The sequence below is a fragment of the Streptomyces sp. NPDC034099 genome (assembly GCF_055575415.1).
Genome location: NZ_JBVISR010000030.1, coordinates 25,081 through 37,010 on the forward strand (window position 1 = coordinate 25,081; position 11,930 = coordinate 37,010).

At 71.4% G+C, this 11,930-nt stretch carries 13 protein-coding genes and 2 pseudogenes; 8 read left to right on the forward strand and 7 right to left on the reverse strand.

The window, feature by feature from the left end:
- Positions 1 to 50 precede the first annotated feature (50 nt).
- The 5 genes from ACZ56V_RS39055 to ACZ56V_RS39075 all read left to right on the forward strand — a co-directional run bounded on the left by ACZ56V_RS39055 (position 51) and on the right by ACZ56V_RS39075 (position 4,269).
- Positions 51 to 632, forward strand: a complete 582-nt coding sequence (locus ACZ56V_RS39055; RefSeq protein WP_468948586.1) for a sigma-70 family RNA polymerase sigma factor — start codon at positions 51 to 53, stop codon at positions 630 to 632.
- Positions 617 to 1,315, forward strand: coding sequence for a hypothetical protein (locus ACZ56V_RS39060; RefSeq protein WP_468948587.1), 699 nt, complete (start codon positions 617 to 619; stop codon positions 1,313 to 1,315). The genes ACZ56V_RS39055 and ACZ56V_RS39060 overlap by 16 nt, the downstream gene beginning before the upstream one ends.
- Positions 1,316 to 1,469: 154 nt before the next feature.
- Positions 1,470 to 2,990, forward strand: a complete 1,521-nt coding sequence (locus ACZ56V_RS39065) for a YncE family protein (protein WP_468948590.1) — start codon at positions 1,470 to 1,472, stop codon at positions 2,988 to 2,990.
- Positions 2,991 to 3,025: 35 nt separating this feature from the next.
- Positions 3,026 to 3,754 carry a DUF1775 domain-containing protein gene (locus ACZ56V_RS39070; protein ID WP_468948592.1) on the forward strand — a complete coding sequence of 243 codons (729 nt, stop codon included), beginning with the start codon at positions 3,026 to 3,028 and terminating at the stop codon, positions 3,752 to 3,754.
- Between the two features lie 146 nt (positions 3,755 to 3,900).
- Complete coding sequence (locus ACZ56V_RS39075) at positions 3,901 to 4,269, forward strand: ATP-binding protein (RefSeq protein ID WP_468948595.1); 369 nt, start codon at positions 3,901 to 3,903, stop codon at positions 4,267 to 4,269.
- 22 nt (positions 4,270 to 4,291) lie between these two features.
- On the opposite strand, the gene ACZ56V_RS39080 is transcribed toward ACZ56V_RS39075, so the two are convergent.
- Positions 4,292 to 4,948, reverse strand: a complete 657-nt coding sequence (locus tag ACZ56V_RS39080; RefSeq protein ID WP_468948598.1) for a response regulator — start codon at positions 4,946 to 4,948, stop codon at positions 4,292 to 4,294.
- On the reverse strand, positions 4,936 to 6,225 hold the full coding sequence (locus tag ACZ56V_RS39085; protein WP_468948601.1) for a sensor histidine kinase: 1,290 nt from the start codon (positions 6,223 to 6,225) through the stop codon (positions 4,936 to 4,938). The genes ACZ56V_RS39080 and ACZ56V_RS39085 overlap by 13 nt, the downstream gene beginning before the upstream one ends.
- Before the next feature lie 190 nt (positions 6,226 to 6,415).
- Between ACZ56V_RS39085 and ACZ56V_RS39090 the strand changes: the two genes are divergently transcribed.
- A complete protein-coding gene (locus ACZ56V_RS39090) occupies positions 6,416 to 6,655 on the forward strand; it encodes a hypothetical protein (protein ID WP_468948604.1) in 240 nt (79 codons plus the stop codon).
- 32 nt (positions 6,656 to 6,687) lie between these two features.
- Here ACZ56V_RS39090 and ACZ56V_RS39095 read toward each other — a convergent pair whose 3' ends face one another.
- The 4 genes and pseudogenes from ACZ56V_RS39095 to ACZ56V_RS39110 form a co-directional block, all read right to left on the reverse strand.
- Positions 6,688 to 6,813 (reverse strand): hypothetical protein, encoded by a 126-nt coding sequence (locus ACZ56V_RS39095; protein ID WP_468948607.1) that lies wholly within the window; start codon positions 6,811 to 6,813, stop codon positions 6,688 to 6,690.
- Entirely contained in the window at positions 6,810 to 7,061 is a 252-nt protein-coding gene (locus ACZ56V_RS39100; protein ID WP_468948610.1) for a copper chaperone PCu(A)C domain-containing protein, read from the reverse strand. Before ACZ56V_RS39100 ends, ACZ56V_RS39095 begins: the two co-directional genes overlap by 4 nt.
- 141 nt (positions 7,062 to 7,202) lie before the next feature.
- Positions 7,203 to 9,508: pseudogene (locus ACZ56V_RS39105) on the reverse strand (heavy metal translocating P-type ATPase).
- Between the two features lie 11 nt (positions 9,509 to 9,519).
- The gene (locus ACZ56V_RS39110) at positions 9,520 to 9,765 is read right to left on the reverse strand and encodes a hypothetical protein (protein WP_468948613.1); all 246 of its coding nucleotides are present in this window, start codon (positions 9,763 to 9,765) and stop codon (positions 9,520 to 9,522) included.
- A gap of 261 nt (positions 9,766 to 10,026) precedes the next feature.
- On the opposite strand from ACZ56V_RS39110, the gene ACZ56V_RS39115 reads away from it, so the two are divergent.
- Both ACZ56V_RS39115 and ACZ56V_RS39120 read left to right on the forward strand, forming a co-directional pair.
- Positions 10,027 to 10,656 carry a sigma-70 family RNA polymerase sigma factor gene (locus tag ACZ56V_RS39115; protein ID WP_468948616.1) on the forward strand — a complete coding sequence of 210 codons (630 nt, stop codon included), beginning with the start codon at positions 10,027 to 10,029 and terminating at the stop codon, positions 10,654 to 10,656.
- 705 nt (positions 10,657 to 11,361) lie between these two features.
- Entirely contained in the window at positions 11,362 to 11,832 is a 471-nt protein-coding gene (locus ACZ56V_RS39120) for a TroA family protein (protein WP_468948619.1), read from the forward strand.
- Here ACZ56V_RS39120 and ACZ56V_RS39125 read toward each other — a convergent pair.
- A pseudogene (locus ACZ56V_RS39125) lies at positions 11,822 to 11,930 on the reverse strand (integrase core domain-containing protein); the annotation flags it as partial. The gene ACZ56V_RS39120 and the pseudogene ACZ56V_RS39125 overlap by 11 nt on opposite strands.

The window sequence follows — 11,930 nt, forward strand, 5'->3', positions numbered from 1 at the left end:
GGACGGCATCATGGCCCCCTGGCACGGATCGGACACGGACGGCCGTGTCGGTGAGCGGTAGCCCCGTGAAGTGGCTGCGCGGACGGTTCGCGTCGAAGGACGTGGAGCCGACCGCGCTGCGCACCGACCGCGAGGTGCAGGCCGCCTACGATCTCTACGGCGGTGAACTCTTCGGGTTCGCGTTCAAGGCCCTGGACGACCGGCAGCTCGCCGAGGACGTCGTCCAGGAGACCTTCGTCCGGGCCTGGAAGTCGCCCCGCGGTTTCGACCCGGGGCAGGGATCCATGCGTACCTGGCTGTTCGCCATCGCCCGGAACGCGGTGGTGGACGCCATCCGGCGGCGCAAGGTCCGCGAGGGCACTGGCTACTCCTCGTGGGACGCCGTGTCCGAGTCGTCCTCGGCGTTCGACCCCGTCGATCAGCTCCTGGAGCGGATCCAGCTGGGGGAGGCGCTGGAGCGGCTGAGCCCGCAGCACAGGGAGGCGGTGGTGGAGGTGTACTTCGGCGGTCGTACCTGCGCCGAACTGGGTGAGGAGCTGGGAGTCCCGGCGTCCACCATGCGCAGCCGGCTGTACTACGGCGTGCGGTCGTTGCGGCTCATCCTCGAGGAGAACGGGTGGCTGGCACCATGAACAAGGCATGCGTCCCGTATCGGCCGCTCCTGACCGAACACCTGCTGCTCGGCACCCCGCTGCCCGAGGAACTCTCCCGGCACCTCGACCAGTGCCTGGACTGCGCCCGTGAGGCCGCCGAGACCGAGGACGTGGTGCGCACACTGCGACGGGCCGACCCCTTCGCCGACCTGACGGGCGAAGGGGTCCCGGCGGTGCATCCACGGCCCTCCGGCGATCTCGGCGACCGTATCCGACGGGTCGTGGTCACCCGGCAGCCCGCCTCCCGGCCCGGTTACCGGCGCCGCATCGCCCTGGGCGTGTCCGCAGCCTTCGTCACGGCGGCCGCGGTGGTCGTTCCGCTCACGCTGGACCAGGACCAGCCGCCTCCCACGACGACGGCGTCCGTGGTGCTCGTCCGTGACGGAGGGATGGTCGAGCGCCCCGGAGGAACCGAGGTGCCGGTGGTGCTGTCCGGGCTCAAGAAGGGCGAGACCTATCGGATGATGACCGTCAACGCCGAGGGCACGCGTATGCCGGGCGGCAGCGTACGGGCCGACTCCGACGCGGACGTGTCCACCCGCATGATGACCGCCATGCGCCGGGACACCATCACCGCCCTGCTGGTCGAGGACGAATCGGGGCGCGTGGTGACTCACGTCCGCGTGTCGGCGCCCTCGCCGACCGCGTCCCGGCCGGCCTGACAGCCGGAAACCACACTCATACCAACTGACGCCGCAAACACCGGGCGCTCGGACGGTCCGCCGTACCCGAAAACGACGGCGGTCGGCCCTGCCCGGAAACAACAGCCAACAGCAACGGAGAGCCAAGATGTCTACTGCGCGTCGTGCAACATGGATGCTCATTGCCACACTGGGAGTGGGCGGCGGCGGTGTCGCGGCCGCTTCTCTCGCACAGGCGAGTTCCGAGGCCGCGGGGACCAAGACTGTCGCCACGGACAAGCACCGCCCGATCCCGATCTCGGGCCGGGACCGGCTCTACACCGCCGACCAGTCGTCCAACACGGTGTCGGTGATCGACCCCTCGACCAACAAGACGCTGGGCACCATCGCGCTGGGCGACCAGCGCGTGGGCAGCACCTTCAGCCCGCAGTACAGCGGCGACTCCGGGGTGCACGGCCTCGCCTACTCGCCGGACCACCGGCTGCTGGCCGTGGTGAGCGTCACGAGCAACACCGTCCACATGGTGGACACCAGGACCAACAAGGTCCTCAACACCACCGATGTGGGCCGCGCCGCCCACGAGGGCAGCTTCACCGCCGACGGCAAGGAGTTCTGGGTCGCCAACCGCGGCCGCGACACGATCTCCATCGTCGACACCAAGCACGGCGGCGTCACCGGCACCGTACGCGTCGGCGACGGCCCCTCGAAGGTCCTCATGAGCCCCGACGGCCGGCACGCGTACGTCAACTTCACCACCAAGGCCGAAGTCGACGTGATCGACGTGCGCACCCACAAGATCACGAAGCGCATCACCGGACTCGGTGCCACCTTCTCCTCCGACCAGGCCATCTCCCCGGACGGCAAGCGGATCTGGGTCTCGCACAAGCGTGACGGCAAGATCACCGTGCTCGACCTGAAGCGCAACGAGGTCGTCACCGTGCTCAACACCGGCCCCGACACCAACCACCCGCAGTTCGTCGACAACCGCAAGGGGAAGTTCGTCTACCTGACGATGGGCGGGCTCGACGAGACCTGGGTCTACAAGCGGACCGACGGCGCCCCGCAGCTCATCACCAAGATCAAGAACGGTGGTCACGCCCCGCACGGCGCCTGGGCCAGCGGCGACGGTTCTCGCCTCTACATCGGCCTGGAGAAGTCCGACGCGGTGGACGTCATCGACACGGTCACCAACAAGGTGGTCGACACCATCGCCTCCGGCCAGGAACCGCAGGCCATCGTCTACGCCCCCCGGGCCACCAACCGGCCCGGCAGCGCTCCCAACCTCGGCCGGCAGGGACTGGGCCAGCAGGCCCACAACGTGCCGACCACGCTGCCCAACGGCGAGCGCGGCGACACCCTGGACCGGGTCAAGGGCCGCGTCCTGGAAGCCACCATCCGCCCCGTGGCGGGACTGGACATGATTCAGCTCCAGGCGCGCGGGCTCAAGGCCGACACCGTCTACCAGGCCTACTCCGTCGCCGCCGACGGCAAGAAGACCCTCCTGCGGACGTTCCCCACCGACAAGGAGGGCAAGACGCCCATGGCGCTGTCCTTCGGCAACTTCAACGGCGAGAGCATCGCCGTCGAGGTCAAGGGCGCGGTGACCCCCGTCCAGAAGGCGGCCTTCGCCTCCCAAGCCAGCGGTCACAGCCACGGTGTGAAGACCGCCGACCTCCTGTACTGCGACTGCTGCTGACCTCGACACCGACACCGACCTGAGAGGACGTTGCCATGTCCCGCCGCACTCGACGGCACATCACCCCACTGATCACTGTCGCCGGGGCGGCGGGCGCGGTCCTGCTCTCGGCCGGCGCCGCCACGGCCCACGTCCGGGTCATCGGAGATGTCATCCCCGGCAAGCCCGCCACCCTGCAGTTCCGCGTACCCAGCGAACTGGCGGAGGCCACCACCGTCCGGATCACGGTCGAGGTCCCGAAGGACCTGATGGTCACCTCGGTGCCGAAGCTCGACGGATGGAACCAGGAGACGCTCCCCGGGAAGGGTGGCAAGGGCACCCAACTGGTGTGGACGGCGGAGCAGGGACACGAGATCCAGCCGGCCCAGAGCGAGACCTTCCAGGCGAATGTCGGCCCCATTCCGGACCGGTATTCCCTGACCTTCAACACGGAACAGACCTACTCCAACGGCACCGCCGTCGCGTGGAACCAGCCCAAGGCCGGTGCCGAGGAACCGGAGTTCCCCGCACCGGTCCTCGTCGTGGACCCCGAGGCCAGCCCGCCGCCCGGATCCGCCGACGGCGCCCAGCAGCCGGGCACCTCCGCATCCGCCCCCGCGCCCTCCGTGGATGCGGCGACACCCGCACCGGCCGCCACTGAGGACTCCGACTCCGGGCCGTCCCTCCCGCTGATCGCGCTGATCGGAGCGGGAGTCGCCGTGGCCGCCGCCCTCACCGCCGCCGTACTTCGACGGCGCGGTGCGCGGGACGGCTCGCAGGCGTAGCACCCCGTCCTGCCCGCCAGAACACTCGGCCACGGTCTTGCCCCGACTCCTGAAAAGGCAACCCGATGTCCCACACGGCACTGTCACCCGGCAGCGGTGACACCGATCCGTTGCCCGGCCCGGTCCCCAGGCGGGCCACAGTGGTCATGCGGGCACGCGAGCAAGGTGTCGGCGCGACCCGCCACTTCACCGCGGCTGTCCTGGCGCACTGGGGAGTGCGGGGGGAGGAGTGCGAGGCGGCCGTGCTCATCGTGAGCGAACTCGCCACCAATGCGGTGCGGCATGGCCGGTCCGACATGATGGTCGCACTTGCCCTGGCCGGAGACACCCTGCGCATCGACGTCACGGATCACGGCGAGCCGTCCCAGCGGCCGGAGCCGCCCGGGCACGAAGAATGCGGGCGCGGCCTGGACATCGTCGGCTGCCTGGCCGAGCGGACCGAGACCATCCGACAGCCCTGGGGACGACGGGTGAGCGTGATGATCGATGTCGCCGGCCCGCACCGGCCGGGATGATGTCCACAGCGAAGAGGGCAGGTCAGGGGCGGCGGGCGTTCTCCAGGTAGTGCAGGATCGCGGCCACCCGCCGGTCGACCTGCTGGTTCGGCGCCAGGTCCAGCTTGGCGAAGATGTTGCGGATGTGCTTGTGCACGGCTCCGTCCGTGACGACGAGGCGCTGGGCGATGGCGATGTTGCCCAATCCCTCCGCCATCAGCGCCAGTACGTCCCGCTCACGCGGTGTCAGTCGGTCCAGGCGTACGTCCTGCCGTGAGCGGGTGAACAGCTGCGAGACGACTTCGGGGTCGATGGCGGTACCGCCGGCGGCCACCCTGTGCAACGCGTCGAGGAACTCCTCCACTCGCCCGACCCGCTCCTTGAGGAGATAGCCGATGCCACCGACACCGTCGGTGAGCAGATCGGTGGCGAAGCTCTGCTCCACGTACGCGGACAGGACGAGGACGGCGAGCCCAGGGTGGCGGCGGCGCGCCTCGACGGCCGCGCGGATGCCCTCGTCGGTGTGGGTCGGTGGCATCCGCACGTCGAGGATGGCGACATCGGGCCGGTGGGCGTCGATTGCGTCGAGCACCTCGTCGGCCGAGCCCACCTTGGCGACCACGTCCAGCGATTCGGCGCGCAGCAGCAGCGCCAGGCCTTCGCGCAGCAGTGGGTCGTCCTCCGCCATCACGATCCGCATGGGAAATCCACCTCGAGAGCAGTCGGTCCGCCGTGCGGACTGGTCAGGCGCAGCACACCGTCGTGTGCCGCGATACGGCGCCGGATACCGGTCAGACCGGATCCGCCCGCCTCGTCGGCGCCGCCGTGGCCGTCGTCCTCGACACGGAGCAGGAGCCGTCCGCCGCGGCTGCGCACGGTGACGGCGACGCTGGCGGCGCCACTGTGTTTGGCGACGTTGGTGAGGGCCTCGGCCACCACGAAGTAGGCGCTGGCCTCGACCGAGGCGGGGCATCGCTCCGGGAGGTCGACATCCGTCCGGCAGGGCACGGGGCTGTTCGCGGCCAAGCCGGAGAGCGCTCCGGCCAGCCCCCGGTCGGCGAGTACGGGCGGCAGGATGCCGCGTGCGACGGCCCGCAGCTCGGACAGTGCCTGTTCTGCGGCTGACTGGGCGCGTTCGAGGAGTTCTTCCGCGCCGGCGGGGTCGCGGGCCACCATGCGGCGGGCCGCTCCGAGCAGCACGGTGACGCTGACCAGGCGGTTCTGTGTGCCGTCGTGCAGGGACCGCTCGATCCGGCGCAGTTCGACGGAGTGGGCGTCCAGCGCGGCGGCCCGGGTCGCGGTCAACTCGGCGATCCGCAGGGAGAGGTCGGTGCCCGGACCGGCCGCGAGGAGGCGCATGGCGGGCCGGGACTGCAGGCGGGCCAGGCCGGGTCCCAGTCCCAGGATGATGGCGATCCACCCCACGCCCAGCAGAGACACCACACTGGCCTGCGCCCACGAGTCGGCGGTTCCGAATCCCAGTGACGTGCTCGTGGCGCCCGACGGGGCGAATGGCCACAGCAGTGGGAAGGTGGTGTCACGCACGGCGAAGACCGGCAGCAGCAGGCCGAGCAGGCCGCTGGGCAGACCGAACGTGGCGTGGACCGCCAGCCATCGCAGCTCACGACGGGTGGTGTCGTCGGCCAGGGCGAGCCGCAGCCGTGTGGGTACCGGATCCGGGGCGACGATCTCGACGCCGTGGCGGGACAGGCGCGCACGTTCGCGGCGGGCGAGCGCGTGCACGGCGCGCAGGACGGCCGGCGCGAGCAGCAGACCGACGCCCACCAGACAGGCAACGGCCGTCAGCGCGAGAAGGCCGAGGAGAGCCAGGGCGAGCACGGCCGTGCCGAAGCCGCCCACGAGCTGCCTGAGTGCGGCGAGCGCGGCGGACAGGCTGTTGCCGACGGCCGCCTTCCAGGACTGACCCGAGCCGGTCCCGCTCGGGGCCGCCGGTCTGTGTTTGTGCCGGGCGGTCATGTTTCGCCTTTCACCGGCCCTCCAGTACGTCGTCACCCTATGCGCCGTAACGGCGTGTGCGGAGGGGCGGCAGGAAAGGGTACAGCCTGCTGTACCACCGATCCGGCCGCCTGAGGGATCGGCACGCGGTACGCCGCTCCTTAGCGTCGAAGGCATCACACCGTTTCTCCTCACCCCTCACGGAGCAGCCATGACCTACCCGGACCCCGCACACCTTCCGCCGGTCTCCGTGCGTGGCGGGACACCGCGGAAGGACGGCGAGGGGGGAGTGGTCCGCACCGCGCTGTGGGTGGTCCTCGTGGTCAGCGTCGTGGGCAACACGGTGGCCTCCTACGCCGGGGCGGGCACCTGGGTGCACCTGGTCGCGGGCGTCGTCACAGCGGTGTGTGCGACCGTACTGGCGGTGCGCCGGCTCCGCAGCGGCCGCTGAGCGGTCGGCGCACGCCTGTGGCCGAAGGCGGCTCATGCCGGTGAGGCACCCGACGGCGTGAGCACCGCGAGGGCGTCGACGCTGCCGCGGCGTTCGAAGCGCAGGGTGAAGCGGACGAGATCGCCGGGGCGCCAGCCGGGCCATGCCGTCAGTGTCACGTCCACACCGTGGGGGACATGGACAGGCTGCCGCCGGCCGAGACGCCGACCGAGTCCAGGGACTTCTTGGACGCGGCACCGCTGGGCGTCGTGAAGTGCCGGCTGAGATCGGCTTTCCGGCCGGAGTAGGCCACCGCGACCAGCCGGTCGTCGGTGTCACCGGTGTTGGTGATGTCGAAGTAGGCGGACGTCTCCGTCGTCTCGCCGAATGGCAGGAAGACCCGGCCGTAGGGGACGTTGGTCCGCACGGCCGGGCCGCCGGCCCCGCCCGCACCGGTCCAGGCGGTCAGACCACCGAGGGCGACGCCGCACGCGACGACCGGGGCGAGGGGCGGCCAGCGCGGTGTCGGGCAGGCGGCGCCGGGAGAGTCCGTTCTTCGGGCCGGTCATCAGAGCCTCCTCCGTGCGGGCACGGACGGCCAGGCGCGCAGCCGCAGACTGTTGCCGACCACCAGCAGGGAACTCAGCGACATCGCCGCGGCGGCGAGCATGGGGTTCAGCAGGCCGACCATGGCCAGCGGCACGGTCACCACGTTGTAACCGAAGGCCCACAACAGGTTGGTCCGGATGGCGCCCAGGGTGTGCCGCGCGAGTTGCACCGCGTCGGCCAGGGGATCGATGTTGCCACGGGACAGGGTCACGTCGGCGGCCCCGACGGCCACGTCCGTGCCGCTGCCCATGGCGATGCCGAGGTCGGCGCCGGCGAGTGCGGCGGCGTCGTTCACACCGTCGCCGACGACCGCCACCCGGTAGCCCTGCTCCCGCAGTTCCCGCACCAGACCGGCCTTGTCCTCGGGGCTGCGACGCGCATACACGTCGGCAATACCGAGAGCGTCCGCGACGGCCCGTGCGGGCGCCTCGCGGTCCCCGGTGGCGAGCACCGGGCGCACCCCCAGTCGCCGAAGCCGGTCCACGGACCGGTAGCTGCCGGGCCGTACGACGTCACCGACCTCGATCACCGCCTGCTCCGGCCCGTCCACCCGCACCAGTACCGGGGTGTGGGCGGCCTTCTCGGCCGTCGCCAGCGCCTCGGCCAGCGGGCCGGACAGGTCGTCGCCGGGTGCCAGGACCTCCACCCGCCGGTCCTCCACTCGCCCGGACACCCCTCGCCCGGTCAGTGCCCGGAAGTCGTGCACCTCGGGCAGGTCCTCTCCGGGCAGGTCCTCTCCGGGCAGTTCCCGGCGCGCGTGTGCGGCGATGGCGCGGCCCAGCGGATGCTCCGGGCCCTGCTCGACCGCACCGGCCAGCCGCAGTACGGCGCCCTCGTCCAGTCCGCCGGGAACCGCTGTCACCCGGGCGACGCTCATGTGCCCGGAGGTGAGGGTGCCGGTCTTGTCCAGTACGACCGCGTCGAGGTGCTGCAGGCCCTCCAGGGACTGCGGCCCCTTCACGAGAACGCCGATCTGCGCGCCGCGGCCGGTGGCGGCCATGAGCGCGGTGGGCGTGGCCAGACCGAGGGCGCAGGGGCAGGCGACGACCAGGACGGCGACGCACGCGGTGACGGCCGGCTGCGCGTCGGCTCCCGCGCCCAGCCAGAAGCCCAGCGTGGTCACGGCCAGCGCCAGCACCACCGGAACGAAGAACCCGGCGACCCGGTCCGCCAGCCGCTGCGCCTTCGCCTTGCCGGCCTGGGCGTCGGTCACCAGCCGCGCGATCCGGGCGAGCTGGGTGTCGGCGCCGACCGCGGTCGCCCGCACGAGCAGCAGCCCGCCGGCGTTGACCGCTCCGCCGGCCACGGCCGAGCCCGGGCCCACCTCGACCGGCTCGCTCTCGCCGGTGACCAGGGACAGATCCACGGCGGAACTGCCCTTCACGACCTGGCCGTCGGTGGCCACCCGTTCACCGGGGAGGACCACGAAGACCTGCCCGACGGTCAGCTCCTCCACGGGGACGAGCCGCTCGGTGCCGTTCTCGCGGACCGCTACCTCCTTGGCCGTCAGCCGTGCCAGTGAGCGGAGCGCCTCCCCGGTTCCGCGCCTGGCCCGTGCCTCCAGGAAGCGGCCTGCGAGCACGAACAACGGGACGCTGACGGTCGCTTCGAGGTAGATCGCCGGGGCGTCGGTGGCCGCGCCGGGCAGGAGGGAGAAGGCCATCTCCATGCCCGGCTCCCCGGCACCGCCCAGGAACAGCGCGTACGTGGACCACACGAAGGAGGCGACCACACCTAGGGACACCAGGGTGTCCATGGTCGCGGCCGAGTGCCGCAGCCCCCGCAGGGCCCGCAGGTGGAACGGCCACGCGCTCCAGAAGACGACGGGGCGGTGAGTGTGAAGCACAGCCACTGCCAGTGGACGAACTGAAGCGCGGGCACCATGGACACGGCGAGCACGGGCACCGAAAGCAAGGCCGTGACCACGAGCCGGTGGCGTTCCCGCCGGTCGGCCACGTCCTCGGCCGCGCCGGTCGCACCGACGGGGTCGCCGGAGTCGTTTGCGGGCCGCGCCCCGCCGGGCGGCTCCGGGAGCTCGGCGGTGTAGCCGGCCCTCTCTACGGCCGCGACGAGTGCCTCGGCGCCAATGCTCGCGGGGTGCTCCCCCCGGGCGCGGCCGGTCGCCAGATTGACGCTTGCCGTGATGCCGTCCAGTTTGCCCAGTTTCTTCTCGACGGGGTTCACACAAGCCGCGCAGGTCATGCCGCCGACGGCCAGGTCGGTCGTCACCGTGAGGGGGCCGGAGGCAGCGGGTTCGGTGTCCATCGGAACTCTCCTCAGCCCATTCCGTCCATATCGTCCTGGCTCCCTCCGGCCTCGCCGCCGTTCCCGGGCGACACGACACCGGTGTCCGACGAACCCGACATCCCGGGGGAGACCGGGCCGGCGGCCGACCCGACGGCGTAGAACACCGCGAACATCAGCGCCAGCAGCAGGAGAAAGCCGTACAGGACCGGGGACGGCGCCAGCGCTCGGGCCGATGCGCCTGCCTCCGGGGACTCTTGTCGGGACTCGGCCGTCACAGGTTCTCCAGGTTGCTCGCGGTGTGCGGCGTCGAACGGATTGAGCGCCATTTCTTGAGGAGTCGGGGAGCTTGAGGCGTGAGTTCCTGGACGGGCACGTGGCGCGCGTCACAGGCCCGGCGTACGGGCGACTCGCACGCCGGGCCGCTTCAACGTTTCGTCGCAACGGTGCGTAGACCCGCACGACACCCGGGGCCGAGCTCCCCGATGGGGAGGAGACCCCGCAGACAGCACCTGCCCGACGAGAGGATCTTGGTGGCGATGACCCCCGAACGGCCCCGCTCCGGCCGGTGTTCCGCCCCCGGCCGCTCCGGGCGGCGGTACACGGCGGCCTCTGACGCGGAGACGACCCGGCTCGCGCTGGCCGCCAAGGACGGCGACGCCCGCATGGCCGACCTGTTCGTCCGCACGCTCTACTACGACGTGCGGACCTTCGTGGCCCATCTCAGTCCCGATCCGCAGGAGGTCGACGACCTCACCCAGGAGGTCTTCGTGCGGGCGCTGATCGGCCTTCCCCGGTTCGAGGGACGTTCGGCCGCTCGCGTCTGGCTGCTGGCCATTGCCCGGCGCACCGTGGCCGACAGCTTCCGGTACGCCGCGGCCCGGCCCCGGCGCACCGACCAGGGGGACTGGTGCCATGCGGCCGAGGAGGCCCAGCCCAGTCACCTCCCCGGCTTCGAGGAGGGCGTAGCCCTCAGGGAGTTGCTGGCGACGATCCGCGCGGAGCGACGCGACGCCTTCGTCGTCACCCAGCTCCTGGGCTTCCCCTACGCCGAGGCCGCCACCGTCCTCGGCTGTCCCGTCGGTACGGTCCGTTCCCGCGTCGCGCGGGCCCGGACGGCGTTGGCCGGACTGATCGCGGAGGCGGAGGCGGCGCGAGTCGGTGCCTGAGGGCGGCCTCCACGGGTGTCAGAAGATTCCGAACGGGCCGGGAACTCGGCTCCTCGCCACTACGACCCTTGTGCGGAGCCGGCTGACAGGGCTTCTTGATCGCACGCGACCATGGAGGTTGAACGTGTCCGGACTGTGGCGCCCGAACAGCGGCGTCGTCCTCACCGAGGGGCTGCTCACCACCGCGTGCGGCGGGGGCGGTGGCGCGGACGAATCGTCGGCCGCACGGGGCGGATCCCCGGTGTCGGTGGAGAACTGCGACGGCGAGAAGGTCACGTTTGACTCGCCCCTCGGCAAGATCGTCACAAGCAACGCGTCGGGGCTGGAGATCCTGCTGCGGCTCGGGGCGGGCCCGAAGCTGATCGGCACCGGATTCCCCCCGGACAAGGACGCGTTGCCCGCCGATCTTGCCGGCCAGGCGTCCGACGTGCCGGTCCTCGGCCGGACGGTCATCCCCAAGGAGAAGCTGCTCGGTTCGGGTGCGGACGCCTACCTGCAGACGTTCCGGCCGGCGAACGGCACCGCCGCCTTTCCCCACCCCGAGGAGCTCGACGCGGCCGGCATCAAAGTGGTGCAGCTGCTCTCCACCGCGTGCGCCGCCGAACGCCCCGGGCCCCAGAAGGACCTGTCCGCGGTCATGGACGACGTCGAACGGCTCGGGACCCTCCCGGTACGTCCGGACGGGCCGGTGAGATCGTGGCCGCGATGCGCCAGAAGGTGGACACGGTGGGGGAGCAGGTGGCGGCCGTGCCCGACGCCGGGCGGCCCACCTACTTCGTCTTCGACTTCGACGCAGGCACCAAGCAGCCCAGCGCGGTGTGCGGCAAACAGGTGGCCAACGCCGTGATCACCCTCGCCGGGGGCCGCAACATCTTCCGCGACTGCGACGGCGCCTTTGAGAAGGCCGGCTGGGAGGACATCGTCACCAACAACCCCGACTGGATTCAGCTGACCGTACGCAACCGGGGCAGCGCCGAAGCGGACGAGAAGGCTTTCGGCGAGGCCGAACGGTTCCTCGAGTCCTTCCCGGCCACCCGGGGCCTGAGCGCCGTCAAGGAGCACAGGTTCCAGCGGATCCGGTCGGAGAGGATGACGACTCCGGGCGTCGCCAACGCGGAGGCGGTCGAGCAGATCGCCCGCACCTTGTACCCGGACAAGTTCCAGGACGTGCGCTAGAGATGGTGTAGGGCCGTAGGTAGGCCCATTCGTCGAGCAGGGTCCGGTTGAAGCGTTCGACTTTGCCGTTGGTCTGCGGCCGGTAGGCGCGAGTGAGT